15 protein-coding genes are annotated in these 17,877 nt (G+C 71.7%); 11 read left to right on the top strand and 4 right to left on the bottom strand.

Annotated features, from left to right (window positions below; translation table 11 throughout):
* The 5 genes from sucB to ABD932_RS41165 all read left to right on the top strand — a co-directional run.
* On the top strand, nucleotides 1-1,040 hold a 1,040-nt coding region (gene sucB, locus ABD932_RS41185; protein ID WP_345021284.1), incomplete at its 5' end, for a 2-oxoglutarate dehydrogenase, E2 component, dihydrolipoamide succinyltransferase.
* 285 nt (nucleotides 1,041-1,325) lie between these two features.
* Nucleotides 1,326-1,955 carry a GntR family transcriptional regulator gene (locus ABD932_RS41180; protein WP_345021282.1) on the top strand — a complete coding sequence of 210 codons (630 nt, stop codon included), beginning with the start codon at nucleotides 1,326-1,328 and terminating at the stop codon, nucleotides 1,953-1,955.
* A gap of 261 nt (nucleotides 1,956-2,216) precedes the next feature.
* A complete protein-coding gene (gene aceE, locus ABD932_RS41175; protein WP_345021281.1) occupies nucleotides 2,217-4,919 on the top strand; it encodes a pyruvate dehydrogenase (acetyl-transferring), homodimeric type in 2,703 nt (900 codons plus the stop codon).
* A gap of 81 nt (nucleotides 4,920-5,000) precedes the next feature.
* Complete coding sequence (locus ABD932_RS41170) at nucleotides 5,001-5,975, top strand: helix-turn-helix transcriptional regulator (RefSeq protein WP_345021279.1); 975 nt, start codon at nucleotides 5,001-5,003, stop codon at nucleotides 5,973-5,975.
* Nucleotides 5,976-6,031: 56 nt separating this feature from the next.
* Nucleotides 6,032-6,559: a DUF4240 domain-containing protein gene (locus tag ABD932_RS41165; RefSeq protein ID WP_345021295.1), complete on the top strand. Its 528-nt coding sequence runs from the start codon at nucleotides 6,032-6,034 to the stop codon at nucleotides 6,557-6,559.
* 3 nt (nucleotides 6,560-6,562) lie between these two features.
* Here ABD932_RS41165 and ABD932_RS41160 read toward each other — a convergent pair whose 3' ends face one another.
* Complete coding sequence (locus tag ABD932_RS41160) at nucleotides 6,563-6,790, bottom strand: hypothetical protein (RefSeq protein ID WP_345021277.1); 228 nt, start codon at nucleotides 6,788-6,790, stop codon at nucleotides 6,563-6,565.
* Between the two features lie 204 nt (nucleotides 6,791-6,994).
* Here ABD932_RS41160 and ABD932_RS41155 point away from each other — a divergent pair, with 204 nt between their 5' ends.
* Entirely contained in the window at nucleotides 6,995-8,122 is a 1,128-nt protein-coding gene (locus ABD932_RS41155; protein ID WP_345021275.1) for a lipid II:glycine glycyltransferase FemX, read from the top strand.
* Between the two features lie 52 nt (nucleotides 8,123-8,174).
* Here ABD932_RS41155 and ABD932_RS41150 read toward each other — a convergent pair whose 3' ends face one another.
* A complete protein-coding gene (locus ABD932_RS41150; protein WP_425587589.1) occupies nucleotides 8,175-9,038 on the bottom strand; it encodes a peptidoglycan recognition protein family protein in 864 nt (287 codons plus the stop codon).
* Between the two features lie 586 nt (nucleotides 9,039-9,624).
* Between ABD932_RS41150 and ABD932_RS41145 the strand changes: the two genes are divergently transcribed.
* Nucleotides 9,625-10,809 (top strand): MarP family serine protease, encoded by a 1,185-nt coding sequence (locus ABD932_RS41145; protein WP_345021273.1) that lies wholly within the window; start codon nucleotides 9,625-9,627, stop codon nucleotides 10,807-10,809.
* 89 nt (nucleotides 10,810-10,898) lie between these two features.
* Here ABD932_RS41145 and ABD932_RS41140 read toward each other — a convergent pair whose 3' ends face one another.
* Complete coding sequence (locus ABD932_RS41140; protein ID WP_345021271.1) at nucleotides 10,899-11,399, bottom strand: GNAT family N-acetyltransferase; 501 nt, start codon at nucleotides 11,397-11,399, stop codon at nucleotides 10,899-10,901.
* Nucleotides 11,400-11,481: 82 nt separating this feature from the next.
* On the opposite strand from ABD932_RS41140, the gene ABD932_RS41135 reads away from it, so the two are divergent.
* Together ABD932_RS41135 and ABD932_RS41130 are read left to right on the top strand one after the other, a co-directional pair.
* Nucleotides 11,482-12,387 carry a TIGR01777 family oxidoreductase gene (locus ABD932_RS41135; RefSeq protein WP_345021270.1) on the top strand — a complete coding sequence of 302 codons (906 nt, stop codon included), beginning with the start codon at nucleotides 11,482-11,484 and terminating at the stop codon, nucleotides 12,385-12,387.
* Nucleotides 12,388-12,578: 191 nt separating this feature from the next.
* The gene (locus ABD932_RS41130) at nucleotides 12,579-13,979 is read left to right on the top strand and encodes an NAD(P)/FAD-dependent oxidoreductase (RefSeq protein ID WP_345021268.1); all 1,401 of its coding nucleotides are present in this window, start codon (nucleotides 12,579-12,581) and stop codon (nucleotides 13,977-13,979) included.
* 129 nt (nucleotides 13,980-14,108) lie between these two features.
* On the opposite strand, the gene ABD932_RS41125 is transcribed toward ABD932_RS41130, so the two are convergent.
* Nucleotides 14,109-15,548, bottom strand: a complete 1,440-nt coding sequence (locus ABD932_RS41125; RefSeq protein ID WP_345021266.1) for an NsdA family TPR-like regulatory protein — start codon at nucleotides 15,546-15,548, stop codon at nucleotides 14,109-14,111.
* A 278-nt stretch (nucleotides 15,549-15,826) separates the two neighbouring features.
* Here ABD932_RS41125 and lipB point away from each other — a divergent pair, with 278 nt between their 5' ends.
* Both lipB and lipA read left to right on the top strand, forming a co-directional pair.
* Nucleotides 15,827-16,624 carry a lipoyl(octanoyl) transferase LipB gene (gene lipB / locus ABD932_RS41120; protein WP_345021264.1) on the top strand — a complete coding sequence of 266 codons (798 nt, stop codon included), beginning with the start codon at nucleotides 15,827-15,829 and terminating at the stop codon, nucleotides 16,622-16,624.
* 105 nt (nucleotides 16,625-16,729) lie between these two features.
* The gene (lipA, locus tag ABD932_RS41115; RefSeq protein ID WP_345021262.1) at nucleotides 16,730-17,695 is read left to right on the top strand and encodes a lipoyl synthase; all 966 of its coding nucleotides are present in this window, start codon (nucleotides 16,730-16,732) and stop codon (nucleotides 17,693-17,695) included.
* Nucleotides 17,696-17,877 lie beyond the last annotated feature (182 nt).

Genomic DNA, 17,877 nt, shown 5'->3' with positions numbered 1-17,877 from the left:
CCGCCGCCGCCGCTCCGGCTCCGGCCGCCCCGGCGGCTCCGGCTCCCGCGCCGGCCCCGGTCACCCCGGCTCCGGCCGCTCCGGCCGCCGCCCAGCCCACCGACGAGGGCGCCTACGTCACCCCGCTGGTGCGCAAGCTCGCCGCCGAGAACGGCGTCGACCTGGCCACCGTCAAGGGCACCGGCGTCGGCGGTCGTATCCGCAAGCAGGACGTCATCGCCGCCGCCGAGGCCGCGAAGGCCGCCGCCGCCGCTCCGGCTCCGGCCGCTGCCGCTCCGGCCGCCGCCGCGAAGAAGGCCCCGAGCCTGGAGGCCTCCCCCCTCCGTGGCCAGACCGTCAAGATGCCGCGCATCCGCAAGGTCATCGGCGACAACATGGTCAAGGCGCTGCACGAGCAGGCGCAGCTGTCGTCGGTCGTCGAGGTCGACGTCACGCGTCTGATGAAGCTGCGCGCCCGGGCCAAGGACTCCTTCGCGGCCCGCGAGGGCGTCAAGCTCTCCCCGATGCCGTTCTTCGTCAAGGCCGCGGCCCAGGCGCTGAAGGCGCACGCGCCCATCAACGCCAAGATCAACGAGGCCGAGGGCACGATCACCTACTTCGACACCGAGAACATCGGTATCGCGGTGGACTCCGAGAAGGGCCTGATGACCCCGGTCATCAAGCACGCGGGCGACCTCAACATCGCCGGCATCGCCAAGGCCACGGCCGACCTGGCGGGCAAGGTCCGCGCCAACAAGATCACGCCCGACGAGCTGTCCGGCGCGACCTTCACCATCTCCAACACCGGTTCGCGCGGTGCGCTCTTCGACACGATCATCGTGCCGCCGGGCCAGGTCGCGATCCTCGGCATCGGCGCCACGGTCAAGCGCCCGGCCGTCCTGGAGACGGAGGAGGGCACGGTCATCGCCGTCCGCGACATGACCTACCTGACCCTCTCCTACGACCACCGCCTGGTGGACGGCGCCGACGCGGCCCGTTACCTGACGGCGGTCAAGGCGATCCTGGAGGCGGGCGAGTTCGAGGTCGAGCTCGGCCTCTGATCTCCCCTGTCGGTAGTACGGCGCCCCGTCCGGAGCTTCTCCGGGCGGGGCGCCGCCTTTCTGGCGCGGGGCAACTGCAACTCCCCAGGGGCGCGGGGAACTGCGCGACCAGCCACAACACACCCGCAGCCGCCCACAACCGGACCGAACCGAGCTACTGGGCGCCCCCGCTCCACCCACGGCGTGTAAGTCTCGTCTCACCTGCACCAAAGCACCCTTGTCGGCCCTCCCAGCGGAGCGCTACGGCCGTATTGTCTAAACGTCAACGCGCCCTAAGGAGCCCTCATGACCGCCCCCGTCATCCACTCGCTGCGCGAACAGATCCGCGAGCACATCCTGGAGGGGATCATCAGCGGGCGCTGGCAGCCGGGCGAGCGAATCGTGGAGCGGCGGATCGCGACGGAGCTGGAGGTCAGCCAGACTCCCGTACGCGAGGCCCTGCGCGAGCTGGAGTCGCTGCGGCTCATCGAGTCCGCGCCCAACAAGGGCGTCCGGGTACGAAGCCTGACGGCCGCCGACCTCGAGGAGAGCTACCCGGTCCGGGCCGGTCTGGAGGCCATCGCCGCGGAACTCGCGGCCGACCGCCTCGCGGAGGACTGCTCGGCCCTGGAGCCCCACGTCACCGCCCTCTACGACGCCGACCGCAACGCGGACGGCACCGCCCAGGTTCGGCACACGGTCGCCTTCCACCGCGAGATGGTCCGCGCGGCGGGCAACTCCGTGCTGCTGCACACCTGGGAGGGACTCGGCATCGAGGTCTTCACGGCCCTGTCGATCCGCTGGCTGGGGACCGTGCAGCAGTCGTACGCGGAGGAGCACGAGGAGCTGGTGGCCGCGTTCCAGCGCCGGGACCCGAGGATCGCCGAGATCGTCAAGGCCCACGTCCTGGGCTGCGCCCCGCGGCACGAGTCCTGAGCGCGACCCCGCTCATACGTATCCCCACCTGCGAAAACCGTCCCAGAACGCGGCACGCGGTGCCTGCCCGAAAGGCACCGCGTGCCGACTTTCTCGTGATCAAGAGGTTTTCGTCCTCTACCCTTTGATCGATCATCGATCAGCGAGTTATTGTCGCCGACGGACCTCCACCGAGGTCCCCGCCCTGTCCTGCCAAAGACAAAGGGCACCCCCGAACCCTTACCGATGAGGGAACCCCCTTCGACTGAGGAAGGCGGCGACATGACCGACCCCAACGCCATCCAGCCGAGCGCGCTCGACCAGCTCCCCGACCGGGATCCGGAGGAGACCGCCGAATGGCAGGCCTCGCTGGACGCGGTCGCCAAGGCGGCCGGTCCGCACCGCGCGGCGTACCTGATGCGCCGCACGCTGGAGCGGGCCGAGGGCACCGGCATCGCGCTGCCCAAGCTCCTCGAGACGGACTACGTCAACACCATCCCGACCGCCGCCGAGCCGGGCGTGCCCGGTGACGAGGCGCTGGAAGCCCGTATCGCCGCGTGGAACCGCTGGAACGCGGCCGCGATGGTGACCCGCGGCTCCAAATACGGCGTCGGCGGCCACATCGCCACCTTCGCCTCCGCGGCCTGGCTCTACGAGACCGGCTTCAACCACTTCTTCAAGGGCAAGGAGGGCGACGGTTCCGGCGACCAGCTGTACATCCAGGGCCACGCCTCTCCCGGCATCTACGCCCGTGCCTTCCTCGACGGCCGGCTGAACGAGCACCACCTCGACAACTTCCGCCGCGAGTCGGGCGGCGACGGCCTCCCGTCGTACCCGCACCCGCGCCGCCTGCCCTGGCTGTGGGAGTTCCCGACGGTGTCGATGGGCCTCGGCCCCCTCTCGGCCATCTACCAGGCCCGCTTCAACCGCTACCTCACCAACCGCGGCATCAAGGACGTCTCCGCGTCGCACGTGTGGGCGTTCCTCGGTGACGGCGAGATGGACGAGCCGGAGTCCACGGCGGCACTCGCCCTGGCCTCCCGCGAGGGCCTGGACAACCTGACCTTCGTCATCAACTGCAACCTGCAGCGCCTCGACGGCCCGGTCCGCGCCAACTTCAAGATCGTGCAGGAGCTGGAGGCCCAGTTCCGCGGCGCCGGCTGGAACGTCGTCAAGACCCTGTGGGGCACGGCCTGGGACGAGCTGTTCCAGCTCGACACCACCGGCGCGCTCGTACGCCGCCTGCGCGAGGTACCCGACGCGCAGGTGCAGACGTACCAGACCCGCGACGCCGCCTACATCCGCCAGGACTTCTTCGGCAAGGACCCGGCGCTCGTCGAGATGGCGAAGCTGCTGAGCGACGACAAGATCCTGGAGTGCTTCCACCTCTCCCGCGGTGGTCACGAGGCCCGCAAGGTGTACGCGGCCTACAAGGCGGCCGTCGAGTTCAAGGGCGCGCCGACCGTGATCCTGGCCCAGACGGTCAAGGGCCACACCCTCGGCGAGGGCTTCGCGTCGAAGAACGCCAACCACCAGATGAAGAAGCTGACGGTGGACGAGTTCAAGACGATGCGTGACCTGCTGGAGCTGCCGATCTCCGACAGCCAGTTCGTCGACGGCCAGGTCCCCTACGGCCACCCCGGCGCCGACTCCCCCGAGGTCCGCTACCTCCAGGAGCGCCGCGCGGCCCTCGGCGGCCCGGCCCCGGCCCGCCGCGTCCACCCGGTGGCGCCGCTGCCGGCCCCGGCGGAGAAGGCGTTCGCCTCCTTCGACAAGGGCTCCGGCTCACAGAACGTGGCCACCACCATGGCGTTCGTCCGCCTGATCAAGGACCTGGTCCGCGACAAGGAGACGGGCAAGCGCTGGGTGCCGATCGTCCCCGACGAGGCGCGCACCTTCGGTATGGAGAGCCTCTTCCCGTCCCTCGGGATCTACTCCCCCAAGGGCCAGACGTACGAGCCGGTCGACCGCGACCAGCTCATGTACTACAAGGAGGCCAAGAACGGCCAGATCCTCAACGAGGGGATCACCGAGGCCGGTTCGATGGCCGACTTCATCGCCGCGTCCACCGCGTACTCCACGCACGGCGAAGCGATGATCCCGTTCTACATCTTCTACTCGATGTTCGGCTGGCAGCGCACGGCCGACCAGATGTGGCAGCTCGGCGACCAGCTCGGCCGCGGCTTCCTCGTCGGCGCGACGGCCGGCCGTACGACGCTGACGGGCGAGGGCCTGCAGCACGCGGACGGTCACTCGCCGGTGATCGCGGCGACGAACCCCGCGGCGCTGACGTACGACCCGGCGTTCGCCTACGAGGTGGCGACGATCGTGCGCGACGGCCTGCGCCGCATGTACGGCGAGGCGGCGCCGGGTGAGGACCCGAACGTCTTCTACTACCTCACCGTCTACAACGAGCCGATGCCGCAGCCCGCGAAGCCGGCCGGCCTCGGCATCGACGAAGGCATCGTCAAGGGCCTGTACCGCTTCAACACGGCGGAGTCGGCGGACCTGTCCCCGACGGCGAACGCCCCGCGCATCCAGCTGCTGGGCTCCGGCACGGCGATCCACTGGACGCTCCAGGCGCAGAAGCTGCTCGCCGAGGAGTGGGGTGTGGCGGCCGACGTCTGGTCGGCGACGTCCTGGTCGGAGCTGCGCCGGGACGCCCTGGAGGCGGACGCGGCGCTGCTGCGCGGCGAGGAGCGGGTGCCGTACGTCCGTCAGGCGCTCCAGGGCGCCGAGGGCCCGGTGCTGGCGGTCTCCGACTACATGCGCCAGGTTCCCGACCAGATCGCGCAGTGGGTCGAGCAGGACTACTCCTCCCTCGGCGCCGACGGCTTCGGCCTCTCCGACACCCGCGAGGCGGCCCGCCGCCACTTCGGGGTCGACGCCGAGTCGATCGTCGTCGCGGCCCTGGCCCAGCTCGCCAAGCGCGGCGAGGTCAAGGCGACGGCGGTCAAGGAAGCCCGGGAGAAGTACGGGCTGTGACAGCTAACAGCTGACTTCGATGAAGGGGTACGGCGGTCGCCGTACCCCTTCGTTGTCAGTGCGCCCCGGCATGATGGCCGTATGCGTGCTGCCCGGCTCATCAAGATGGTGCTGCTCCTGCAGTCCCGGCCCGCCATGACCGCCGCCGAACTCGCCCGCGAGCTGGAGGTCTCCGAGCGGACCGTCACGCGGGACGCGCAGGCGCTGTCCGAGGCCGGGGTTCCCGTGTACGCGGATCGGGGGCGGGCCGGCGGGTACCGGCTCATCGGCGGGTACCGCACCCGGCTGACCGGGCTGGCACGCAGCGAGGCCGAGGCCCTGTTCCTGTCCGGTGTGCCGGGGGCGCTGCGGGAGATGGGCCTGGAGGACGCGGCCTCCGCAGCCCGGCTGAAGGTGTCGGCGGCCCTGCTTCCGTCGTTGCGGGACGCCTCCCGTACGGCCGCGCAGCGCTTCCACCTGGACGCCCCGAACTGGTTCACGCAACCCAAGGCCCCCGAGCTGCTGCCCGCCGTCGCCGAAGCGGTGTGGGACGACCGCCTGATCACCGCGCGCTACCTCAGCCGGGAGGCCGAGGTGGAGCGGGAGCTGGAGCCGTACGGCCTCGTGCTCAAGGCGGGCGTCTGGTACGTGTGCGCGCGAGTCGCCCGGCACGATTCCTTCCGGGTGTACCGGATCGACCGGTTCACGGCGGTGGAGGCCTCCGAGGACCGCTTCGTGCGGGACGAGGAATTCGACCTGCCCGGCTTCTGGGAGGAGCGGGCCGAGCAGTTCGCGAGGTCGATCCTGCGGGCCGAGGTGGTCGTCCGGCTCTCCGCGGCCGGGGCACGCAGACTTCCGTACGCCGTCGATCCCTCCTCGGCGCGGGAGGCCCTCGCGGCCGCGGGCGCCCCGGACGAGGACGGCCGGCTGACGGTGACGCTCCCCGTGGAGTCCGAGGAGGTCGCCCACACGCAGCTCGCGGGGCTCGGTCCGGAAGTGGAAGTACTGGCCCCGCCGAGTCTGCGGGCGCGTTTCACCGACGATGCGATACGACTGGGCCGCCTGTACGGGACATAACAATCCGCTGCACTCCACGTGCGCCCCACCCCTCCAGGACCGATGCTTGACCCGTGATGGACGAGACGGAGTTCTGGGAGCTGATCGACGGAAGCCGGGAGACCGCCGAGGGCGACCCCGAGGAGCAGGCCGACCTGCTGGTGGACCGGCTCCTGGCGCTGGACCCGGAGATGGTCCTGGACTTCGCCCGTCACTTCGAGGCCCGCTACAACCGCGCCTACACCTGGGACCTCTGGGCCGCCGCCTGGGTCCTGCTGGACGGGGCCAGCGACGACGCGTTCGACTTCTTCCGGTGCTGGCTGATCGGCCAGGGCCGCGAGGTGTACGAGGGCGGCGTGCACGACCCCGACTCGCTCGCCGATCTGCTGGACGACTTCGACGAGGAGTTCGACGGCGACGCCGAGGAACTGGGCTACGCGGCCGACGAGGCCTACGAACAGCTCACCGGCACGGTCGCCCCCGACCTCGGCATCCCGCCCGCGCCCCCGGAACCGGTGGGCACGCCGGTGGACTTCGAGAACGAACGGGCGCTGGCGGAACGGTTGCCCAGGCTCTGGGAACGGTTCAAGGACGGACGGGACTGACCCTCAGGCCACGGCTGCCCGCCTGCGGCTCGGCTCCGACGGGATGTACGCCTGGGCCTGGTCGGCCTTCACGGCGTGGTACATCGGCGCCCTGTTGGCCTGGTCGAGCGCCGACGCCGTGACGGCGGCCGGGCCCAGGACGACGGTCGCGACCGCGCAGACCACCGTCCAGACGCGCGCGCTGCTGATGCCCCTGGCCCCGCCCCTGCTGTTGTCACCACTGCTGCTCATGATCCCCACCTCCGGTCAGTGCGTGTGCACGACGATAGGAACCCTGCCTCGGGGTGATCCTTGAGCCGGCTACGAGAAACCTGTGAGGACAGCCGGGCACACGCGGAGTTCTGGTGTCCGTCGGCCGCCGTTCACCCGTGAACTCTTGACCCATCCGGTGATCCCCGGTTTACGGTGGCCGCCCCGACCAGGAGCACCCTGCCCATGACCAGCCTGTTCGTGCGGGAGATACCGCGCGCGGAACACCTCGCCCATCTACGGCGGTATCCCGACGCGAGCCATCTCCAGATCCCCGAGTGGGGTGACGTGAAGCCGGACTGGCTGCCGGAGAGCGTCGGCTGGTTCGACGGCGAGGAGATGATCGCGACAGCGCTGGTGCTGTACCGGCCGCTGCCCGGGACCCGGCGCTATCTCGCCTACCTCCCCGACGGCCCCGCGATCGACTGGCGTGCTCCGCGCCTGGAGGAGTGGCTGGACCCGCTCGTCGCCCACCTGAGACGGATCGGGGCGTTCTCGGTCCGGATCGGACCGCCCCTCGTCGTACGGCACTGGGACGCGGCCACCGTGGCGGCGGGCATCACCGACCCCGGCGTACGTCATCTGCGCGATCTGCCGGCGGCCGGCATCGACGGATACGCGCTCGATGTCGCCGACCGGCTGCGGCGGCTCGGGTGGCGGCGGTGCGCGGAGGACGACGGCAGCGGCTTCGGGCTCGGTCAGCCGCGCTACGGCTGTGAGATCCCGTTGGCGGGACGCTCGGTGGACGAGCTGCGCGGCGCTCTCGCCCCGCACTGGGAACAGTCGCTCGGTACGGCCGAGGCGGCGGGCGTCCGGGTCTCCTGGGGCTCGGCGGCGGACCTGCCGGAGTTCTACCGCCTGTACACCGCGACGGCCGCCCACGACGGCTTCAAGGCCCGCCCACCGGAGTACTTCGGGCGCATGTGGAAGGCCCTGAACGCCGAGGACGACGACCGGCTGCGGCTCTATCTCGCCGAGTACGACGGTGAGGTGCTCTCCGCCGCCCTCATGATCAACGTCGGCTCCCGCGTCTGGCACTCGTACGCCGCGTCCGGCCGCCGGGGGCGGCAACTGCGGCCCAGCAGCGCACTGTTGTGGCGCATGCTGCTCGACGCCCGGGCGGCGGGCGCCGAGACCTACGACCTGCGCTCCATCACCCCCTCCCTCACCGAGGACCGCCTGCTGGGACGCCTGCGCTTCAAGACGGGGACGGGCGGCCGGGCGGTGGAGTACCTCGGGGAGTGGGAGCTGCCGGTGGGGAGCCAGGGGAAGGTGTTGCAGCGGGCGTTGGGGGTTTATCTCGGGCGTCGGTGACGGGGTGACGGGGGGGGCGTACGGGTGTTGGGGGTACGGGCTTCTGCCTCTGTTACGTGGTTCTGCCCTGCAGGTGTGCCGCCAGTTGTCGGATCTCGGGGAGGCGGGCGGTGAGGGCGGCGCCCGGGCAGCTGGTCATGTAGCCGTCGTCGTGGCCGGCCAGGGCGGGGAGCGTGGCTTTGGTGCCGGAGGCGTAGCGGCTGAAGCTGTTGCTGGAGGTCAGGCGGACTTCCGCGCGCGGGTCGGTGTGGGAGAGCCCCAGCTTCCAGGCGGCCAGCGCTGCGATCGCCTCGGTCATCGCCTTCGGTACGGCCACGCCGGCCGTGAAGGTGCCGAGGGCGGCGATGCCGGTGGTGCGGTGGTTGAAGCCCTGGGTGTGGGCGCCGGTGACGGCCCGGTCGACGCCGCCCGCACGGCCCTCGTAGATGGTGCCGCAGCGGTCGACGAGGAAGTTGTAGCCGATGTCGTCCCAGTGCCGGGAGCCGGTCTGGCCGGCGTACAGGTAGCGGATGATGCGGGGCGAGTCGGCGCAGTCGTAGCCGTTGGGCGAGTCGGTGTGGTGGACGAAGACGGCGACGACCTTGTCGTCGTAGCGCGGGGGCGGCTGGGCGTGCCGGGTGTCCTCGTCCAGCCAGGCCGACCTCGGCACGATGTCCGGCCGGGGCGCCTGGTACGAGGCAGCCTGCCGAGCCACGACACCCCGCCCGGCCGCCACGTCCGCCCGCTCGACCCCACTCGCACACAGCACCAGCGCGAGAACGGCGGCGAGACCGGGGAGACAGCCGAGGAGCACGAGGAGGGGGGCGGGGACGGGGCGGCCGGTGAGGGGGTGGAGGCGGCGGGTTCGGGGGTGTCGGGTTCGGGGGCGCCGGGTTCGGAGGCGCCGGCCGGCACGCAGGGCGGGCTCTTCCCGCACGTCTTCCCCGGCCGACTCACCGCGCACGCCCGGCTCATCTCGAACCGTCGGCGCTTCCCTTCCGGCATGCTGCTCTCGCACAGCCGGTTCTTCTCGCCCGACGGGCTCTTCCCCCGACTCTCCTCGCGCAGTCGGCTCCTCCGGGCCCCAGGAAGGCAGCGCTTCCGCACCTCTGCCTCTCCCCGCCCCGGCAGCCCCCGCCTCGCGCTCCGCCCTCTCGACGCGCCCGGCTCCCGGCCCACGCGCGACCTCCCCCACCCCCTCGACCCCCACCGCACCACTCCGGGCCCCCGTCACCCCCCATGTCCGCGCAGCCCAAGGTATTCGTACGGCACGTGGTCTTCGTCTCCCCCGTGTTCTCCGGAAGACCCGTCGGGTGACCCGTCGGAAGACACGCATGGTCCTACTGTCCGACGGATCCGGTCCGCCCGCGATGTGTGGTGTGCCACCCGGTGGAACCATCGTCCCGGTCCAGGGCGTTTCTCCAGGTGCACGCAGCGTGGCCGGTTCCGGGCGGCGCGCACGCGTGTGCTGATCAACAGGCGCCTCGCGCGCGTACTAAGGGGTCCGAGAGAAAGGCGGCTCCGTGGACCTGCTCGACATCCTGTTGTTGCTGGTGATCCTGGCCTACGCGGCGTCCGGCTACCGGCGTGGACTGGTGGCCGGCTGCGTCTCGCTGGCCGGCTTCGTCGGCGGCGCGGTGATCGGCGTATGGATCCTGCCGTGGATGATGGACCTGGTCACACCGGGTACGACGCAGGCGACCGTGACCGCGGTGCTCACGGTGCTGGTCCCGGCGGTGGTCGTGCACGAGCTGGCGGGGCGGCTGGCACTGCGGCTGCGCCGGGAGCTGGACCGGGGGCCGCTCAGGGTGGCCGACGGCGTCGGCGGGGCCGTGGCCAACTCGGTGGCCGTGCTGATCGTGGCGTGGGTGGCCGCGAGCGTTCTCGCCGCGTCCTCCTCCCCGCTGCTCACGTCGGCGATCCGGGACTCCCGCCTCCTCGGGACCGTGCAGGACGCCATGCCGGACACGACACCCGCCTGGTTCTCGCGAGCCACCTCCGCGCTCACCGAGGCGGGCTTCCCCCAGGTCTTCAACCCCTTCGAGAACGAGTCGACGGCGGAGGTCGCCAAGCCCACCGGCGACAGCGTCACGGCGGCCGCGACGGACGCCGCCAAGCGCAGCACCGTCAAGATCGAGGGCGTCTCGGGCACCCAGGGCCGCGAGGGCAGCGGCTTCGTCTACGCCCCGCGGCACGTGATGACCAACGCCCACGTCGTGGCCGGCATCGACGAGCCCGGCGTCCGGGTCGGCGGCGTCGGGCGGTCGTACGAGTCCCGGGTGGTGCTGTTCGATCCGGCGCGGGACGTGGCGGTGCTGTACGTGCCCGACCTGCGCGCCCCCGTCCTGCGGTTCGACGACGACGCCGCCCGCGGCGACTCCGCCGTCGTCGCGGGCTACCCGGAGGACGGCGACCTGAACCTGCAGGCGGCGACGGTCGCGAACCGCGTACGGGCGACCGGCCAGAACATCTACAACGACGACACCGTCACCCGCGAGATCTACTCGATCCGCTCCACCGTCCGCCCCGGCAACTCCGGCGGCCCCCTGCTGACCACCGACGGCAAGGTGTTCGGCGTCGTCTTCGCCCGCTCCACCTCCGACGACGAGACCGGCTACGTCCTGACGGCGGCGGAGGTCGCCGCAGACGCGAAGCGCGCGGCCGACGCGACGGCAGCCGTGGACACGGGGGATCTCGTCACGTCCTGACAATCGGGCAGGCGGGAATGCGGGCAGGCGGGAGCGGCGCGTGTTGACCGCCCGTCAGCCAGTCGGAGCCCTCAGCCAGGGCCCCTCGGTCAGAGCCCCTGCCCCATGATCACGTCGTCCACGTACTGCCCTCCGAGGAAGAACTCCTCCGGCAGCACCCCCTCCACCACGAACCCCTCGGACTCGTACAACTTGCGGGCCGGCGTGTTGTGGCCGAGGACGCGCAGGGTGATTCGGCGGGCGCCCCTGCGCCGGGCCTCCTCGACGGCCGCGCGGATCAGGGCCCGCCCGACACCGAGGCCACGCGCCTCGTCGGCGACGGCGAGCCCCTGGATCTGCCGCACATGCGCGTTGACCGCGAGCGAGGTGGGGAAGCCCAGGCGGACATAGCCGACGATGCGGCGGTCGAGCTCGGCGACGAGGTGGTCGTCGGGGGCGTGGCGTTCGTCGAAGAACGGCGGGTAGGGCGGCCGCGGCTGCGGCATGACCGAATGCAGGTACGACCACGTGCGACGGTCGAGAAGGGACAGCTCCTCCTCGTCGTCCGGCAGAGCGGCGCGTATGTACGGCGACTGGCGGGACTCGGGCATGAGCGCCACCCTATGACCCGGGCGCGGGAACCCGACCGCGGTCTTGTCCGGGGTTTTATGCGGTCAGCGGCAGGATGACATCATGGAACGTTCAAGAATCGCCGTGGCGGGATCCTCCGGCCTCATCGGCAGCGCTCTCGTCCGGTCCCTGCGCGCCGACGGGCACGAAGTGGTGCGGCTGGTGCGTCGCACCCCCGGGTCCAAGGACGAGGTGCGGTGGGATCCGGAGGGCGGGACCGTGGACGCGGCGGGGCTCGCCGGGTGCGAGGCGGTGGTCAATCTGGCCGGGGCGAACGTGGGTTCGCGCCGCTGGACGGAGGCGTACAAGGCGAAGCTGCGGTGCGGCCGAGTGCTGGGCACGAGGGCGCTCGCGCAGGCCGTGGCGTCGCTGCCGCCCGAGGAGCGGCCGCGGGTCTTCCTCAACGGCAGCGCGATCGGCTACTACGGCGAGACCGGCGAGCGGACCGTCGACGAGAGCGCGCCACCCGGGGAAGGCTTCCTGCCCTCGCTGGTGGTGGACTGGGAGGGCGCCGCGGCTCCCGCGCAGGAGGCGGGCGTACGGACGGTGTTCACTCGCACGGGGCTGGTCGTGGCGCGCGAGGGCGGGGCCTGGGGGCGGCTGTTCCCGCTGTTCAAGGCCGGCCTGGGCGGGCGGATGGGGGACGGGCGGCAGTACTGGTCCTTCGTCTCGCTGCACGACGAGGTGGCCGCCATCCGGCATCTGATCGACCGGGACGATCTGTCGGGCCCGTTCAATGTGACCGCCCCGCATCCGCTGACGAACCGTGAGATCACCGAGGCGATGGGCCGGGTGCTGCACCGGCCGACGCTCTTCACGGTTCCGGCGCCGGTGCTGCGGACGGTGCTCGGCGAGATGGCGGGGGACGTGCTCGGCAGCCAACGGGTGCTGCCCACACGGTTGTCGGAGTCGGGGTTCACCTTCGCTTTCCCGGAGATCGAGGGAGCTATCCGGGCAGCGGCCGGGTAAAGGGCGGCCCGGAGCCAAGCAAAGGAAGGTCCCACTCCGTGTCCGCATGCGACCGCTGTGCGACCGTGCTCTGTCGATGCGCGACTGTTCCTGACCGATCACGGCCCTAACCTCGACCCGAACTCGGGTATCCCCGGAGCCTGTTGGGGGCATGACGTCTCCACCGGCCGCGCAACCTCGAGGAGGGGCACGTGCTTGAGCCCGCGTACCAGGCGGACGTCGTCATCGTGGGAGCCGGGGTCGCCGGACTCTCCGCGGCGCATCGACTGACCAGCGCAGGAGTAACGACCGCGGTCCTGGAGGCAGCCCCGTGCGCGGGCGGCCGCATGGCGACCGAGAAGATCGACGGGTTCCGGCTCGACAGGATCGGCCAGCTCTTGTCCATGCCCTTGATGGCATATCCCGACCTACGTCTGACACCCGGTCTCGACGCACTCGAGCTGCGTCCCTTCGCGCCGGGTGTACTGCTGCACAGCGACGGGCGCCGGCACCGCGCGGGTGCGCTGGCCGGCCCCATGAATGCGAGGCACGCCAGGCGCGCGAGGGGCGCACTCCACGCGGTGCGCGCCCTCGCGAGCGCCCCTCGGTCGGCGGCCGTGCGGGGCGTTCCGGGGCAGACCTCCGTGCCGAGGGTGCGCGCGGGCGCTCCGCTGGGCACCGCCGTCGACCAGGCCCGGCTCGGAGCCGCGCTCGCCCGCCTCGCCTCCTCGCCCGTCGAACGACTGCTGGCACGCCCCGAGGCCCCGGCCGCGCAGGCCCTCGCGGCGCGGGGCGTACCCGCGCGGACGATCGACGGCTTCCTGCGGCCGCTGCTGGCCGCGTTGCTGTGCGACCCGGAACTGACGACGTCCAGCCGGTGCGCGGATCTCGCCCTGCGCGCCTTCGCGAGCGGCCGGCTGTGTGTGCCCGAGGGCGGCGCCGAAGCACTGCCGGAGCTGCTCGCGCAGGCGTTGCCGCCGGGCACCGTGCACACCGGCGTGCGGGTCACGTCGGTCGCCACGACGTCGGTGACCACCGCGGAGCACGGCGAGATACGGTGCCGGGCCGTCCTGCTGGCGACGGACGCGCGGTCTGCCGCCGAACTGCTGCCCGGGTTGCGCGTACCGGACTTCCACCCGGTGACGGTCGTCCACCACACGACCGACGAACCGCCGACGACCGGCGCCTCGCTCCTGCTCGACGCCGACCGGGGCGGTCCGGTCGCGCACACGGCGGTGATCAGCCAGGTCGACCCGAGCCGGGCGCCGGCGGGCCGGGCCCTGGTCTCCTCGACGGTCCTGGGCACACCGCCGCCCGACGTCGACACGGCCGTACGGATGCACCTGTCCCGCCTCTACGGCACGTCCACGACGCGCTGGGAGACGCTCGCCGTGCATCACACGCCCGAGGCCGTCCCGGCGATGCGCGCACCGCACGACCTGCGCCGCCCGGTACGGCTGCTGGCGGGCCTGTACGTGTGCGGGGACCACCGGGACACCAGCACGGTCCAGGGCGCCCTGCACTCGGCCCACCGCGCCGCGGCAGCCATCCTGGCGGACCTGGGAGCGGCGGGCTCACTGCACAGGGCGGAACCTTTACGAGCGGCGGCATAGCGCCGACGGGTCGCCCCGCGCCCCGAGAGGGGCGCGGGACTGTGCCGACGCGCGGCTCCGCCGCGTGGGCGCGACAAGCCACGACGAAGCCGCACGGGGCATACGTCCGGTCGCAGTTACGGCGATGCCCTACCCGAATGCCGCGACCTTGTCGCGATACCCCCGCACCGGCGCCGCATCCCGATACGGCTCCAACCTCCGCTCGAAGTCCTTGACGTACTCGATCGCCCGCACCGACCGCATCTCCGCGGCCTGGCCGGCGGCCTCCGCACCGAGCGCGCAGGCCTGGTCGAGTTCGCCGAGGCCCAGCCGGGCGGAGGCGAGGACGACGCGGCAGAAGAGGCGGCTACGGGCGTAGGAGGGGGCACGGAGCTGCAGGGAGCGCTCGGCGTGCTGGGCCGCCGCGCGGAACTGCTGCAGATCCCGGTGGGAGTGGCCGAACTCGTCGGCAAGCTGCGCCTCGTCGAAGAAGCGCGCCCAGTACGGGACGTCGTCGCCGGGGCGCGCGGCCTCGAGTGCGCGCTCGGCGCGGACCAGGGAGGCCGTGCAGGCGCGCACCTCGCCCAGTACGCCGTGCCCGCGCGCCTCACACGCGTGCAGCAGGGCTTGCACAACCGGAGGCGCGCTGGTCCCCACGCCCTGCTGGGCCACCCGCGCGAGCTGGACGGCCTCACGGCCGTGCCCGAGGTAGACGGCCTGGCGGCTCATGGTGACGAGGACGTAGGAGCCGTACGCCCGGTCCCCCGCCGCCTGCGCGAGGCGCAGCGACTGCACGAAGTAGCGCTGGGCGAGCCCGTGCGCCGCGATGTCGAAGGAGGTCCAGCCCGCGAGCCTCGTCAGGTCCGCGGCGGCCGCGAACAGCTTGCGGCCGGTCTGCTCGCCGTAGGTGCCGCGCAGCATCGGCTCGCACTCGTGCTCCAGGTAGCGCACGAGGGCCTGCCGGGCGTGCCCGCCGCCGTACATGTCGTCGAGGGAGCGGAACAGCTCGCCGACCGAGCGCAGCGCGGCGATGTCGCCGCCGGTGACCTTCTGCCCGGGACCGCGCTCGGCCTGGCCGCGCTGGCGCGGTACGGCGGCCGGACGGCCCTGGGCCGGGACGCGGGCGATCGGCTCGCCGCGGGCGACCTTCTCGTCGGCGCGGCCGATGAGCCAGTCCCGGCTGGGCACCACGAGCCCGGCCGGGGTGAAGGCGATCTTGCGCAGCTCGGCGTGGCTGCCGGAGTCCTTGCGCCACAGGCCGCTGACGATGTCGACGGCCTCCTCGGGCGTCGCGGCGAACTCCAGCCCCGCGTACACGGGTGCGCAGGCGTCGAGGCCGAGGTCCTGGGCGGTGAGCCGGCGGCCCAGGCGGCGGGTGAAGACCTCGGCGATGAGGGCCGGGGTCGTACCGCGTGGCTGCTGCCCGCGCAGCCAGCGGGTGACCGATGTCTTGTCGTATCTGAGATCAAGCCCGTGTTCGAGGCCGAGCTGGTCCACCCGGCGGGCGAGACCCGCGTTGGAGAATCCCGCTTCTGCGATGAGCGCGGCGAGCTGTCGGTTGGGAGTGCGCTGCGCGGGTCGTTCCGTCATCTGCGGTGCGGTCTCCTGCCTTTCGGGCCTCGCAAAGCCATACGGCCATCGAGTGCCCGGATTGCCGGTGAGCAGCCCTTTTGGACTCTCGAACGGCGCGAATGTAGCGGAGAGTAAGCAGCCGATCGCACATTTCGCCGCCTATTCATCCGATCGTGTGAGGATTGCCCTACTGGGCTGACGCGGACCGAGGGGCCTCACCCGAACGGGCCGGTCGTACAGTGGCGTAGGCACGCTTTGTGCCTTACGACCTGCCAGGGCTTCGAGGGAGGCTTGCCGTGAGTGAATTGCGGTTCGTCCGCATGGGATTCGGCCCGGACGCCGTCGAGTACCAGGAGGCGTGGGACGAGCAGCGCCGGGTGCACGCGGCGCGGTTCGAGGACGAGATCCCCGACACGGTCCTGCTGCTCGAACACCCCCCGGTCTACACGGCGGGCCGGCGCACGGCGGACAACGAGCGGCCCCTGGACGGCACGCCGGTCGTCGACGTGGACCGCGGCGGCAAGATCACCTGGCACGGCCCGGGCCAGCTGGTGGGCTACCCGATCCAGAAGCTCCCGCGCCCGGTGGACGTCGTGGCGCACGTACGGCGCCTGGAGGAGGCCCTGATCCGCACCTGCGCGGAGTTCGGCCTGGAGACGAGCCGCGTCGAGGGCCGGAGCGGGGTGTGGGTCCTGGGCGACCCGGTGGAGCAGCGCCCCGCCGTCGGCGGTCTGGCCCTGGACTTCGACCCCCGGCTCACCGACGAGGAGTTCGACCCGCGCCTGAACGGCCCCGAGTACGCCCCCTCCAACGCCGGCCAGCGGCGTGAGGACCGCAAGATCGCGGCGATCGGGATCCGGGTCGCGAAGGGCGTGACCATGCACGGCTTCGCGCTGAACGTGAACCCGGACAACAAGTGGTTCGACAGGATCATCCCGTGCGGGATCCGCGACGCGGGGGTCGCCTCGCTGGCGGCCGAACTCGGCCGGGACGTCACGATCGACGAGGTGCTGCCGGTCGTCGAGCGGCACCTGAAGGAAGTCCTGGAGAACGCGGACCTGAAGCCGCGGGAGATCGAGAAGGCGACCGCCTGAGACCGGGAATGAGCCCTGAGGTGACGGGGTTGGCCTGACGGCAGGGCTCAGTAAGCACGGGCGTACCCTGGTGTACGCCGACGAATCGAAGCACAGGGAGCCGACGTGTCCGCAGTCTCACCGGACGGACGCAAGATGCTGCGCCTGGAGGTCAGGAACGCCCAGACCCCCATCGAGCGCAAGCCCGAGTGGATCAAGACCCGGGCGAAAATGGGTCCCGAGTACACCAAGATGCAGAGCCTGGTGAAGAGCGAGGGCCTGCACACGGTCTGCCAGGAAGCCGGCTGCCCGAACATCTACGAGTGCTGGGAGGACCGCGAGGCGACCTTCCTCATCGGCGGCGACCAGTGCACCCGGCGCTGCGACTTCTGCCAGATCGACACCGGCAAGCCCGAGGCGCTCGACCGCGACGAGCCGCGCCGCGTCGGCGAGTCCGTGGTCACCATGGACCTGAACTACGCCACCATCACCGGCGTCGCCCGCGACGACCTGGAGGACGGCGGCGCCTGGCTGTACGCCGAGACGGTCCGCCAGATCCACGAGCAGACCGCCTCCCGCGAGGCCGGCCGCACCAAGGTCGAACTGCTCGCCCCCGACTTCAACGCCGTACCGGAGCTGCTGGAGGAGGTCTTCGCCTCCCGCCCCGAGGTCTTCGCGCACAACGTCGAGACGGTCCCGCGGATCTTCAAGCGCATCCGCCCCGGCTTCCGCTACGAGCGCTCCCTGAAGGTCATCACCGAGGCCCGCGACTACGGCCTGGTCACCAAGTCCAACCTGATCCTCGGCATGGGCGAGACCCGCGAGGAGGTCAGCGAGGCGCTGAAGCAGCTGCACGACGCGGGCTGCGAGCTGGTCACCATCACGCAGTACCTGCGCCCGAGCGTCCGGCACCACCCCGTGGAGCGCTGGGTCAAGCCGCAGGAGTTCGTGGAGCTGAAGGAGGAGGCCGAGCAGATCGGCTTCTCCGGCGTGATGTCCGGTCCGCTGGTGCGCTCCTCGTACCGCGCCGGGCGGCTGTACCAGATGGCCGTCGAGAAGCGAGGTTCCTACGTCGCCTCGCAGGCCGTCTGATGGCACGGAGTGCCACCAAGCGCGTGTGAATCTGCGCACAAGCAACTACCCCCCGGTAGCCGCCGATTGACGCGGTCCTGGACGTCCCCGCAGATAGGGGGGCCATCAGGGCCGCGTCAAGCTTTTCGGGCGGCACATCAAGGCTTCATTGGTGTTTGACCGGTCGGTCACGCCCTGGTAAC

Source organism: Streptomyces shaanxiensis (assembly GCF_039537145.1).
Lineage (GTDB): Bacteria > Actinomycetota > Actinomycetes > Streptomycetales > Streptomycetaceae > Streptomyces > Streptomyces shaanxiensis.
Note: the sequence above shows the minus strand (reverse complement) of the source record. Positions and strands in the feature narration are given on the sequence as shown.

Excerpts from the sequence above, each read along its gene's own strand:
- ABD932_RS41180 (WP_345021282.1), top strand. The coding sequence starts at position 1,326 with ATGACCGCCCCCGTCATCCACTCGCTGCGCGAACAGATCCGCGAGCAC.
- aceE (WP_345021281.1), top strand. The coding sequence starts at position 2,217 with ATGACCGACCCCAACGCCATCCAGCCGAGCGCGCTCGACCAGCTCCCC.
- ABD932_RS41170 (WP_345021279.1), top strand. The coding sequence starts at position 5,001 with ATGCGTGCTGCCCGGCTCATCAAGATGGTGCTGCTCCTGCAGTCCCGG.
- ABD932_RS41165 (WP_345021295.1), top strand. The coding sequence starts at position 6,032 with ATGGACGAGACGGAGTTCTGGGAGCTGATCGACGGAAGCCGGGAGACC.
- ABD932_RS41160 (WP_345021277.1), bottom strand. The coding sequence starts at position 6,790 with ATGAGCAGCAGTGGTGACAACAGCAGGGGCGGGGCCAGGGGCATCAGC.
- ABD932_RS41155 (WP_345021275.1), top strand. The coding sequence starts at position 6,995 with ATGACCAGCCTGTTCGTGCGGGAGATACCGCGCGCGGAACACCTCGCC.
- ABD932_RS41140 (WP_345021271.1), bottom strand. The coding sequence starts at position 11,399 with ATGCCCGAGTCCCGCCAGTCGCCGTACATACGCGCCGCTCTGCCGGAC.
- ABD932_RS41135 (WP_345021270.1), top strand. The coding sequence starts at position 11,482 with ATGGAACGTTCAAGAATCGCCGTGGCGGGATCCTCCGGCCTCATCGGC.
- ABD932_RS41125 (WP_345021266.1), bottom strand. The coding sequence starts at position 15,548 with ATGACGGAACGACCCGCGCAGCGCACTCCCAACCGACAGCTCGCCGCG.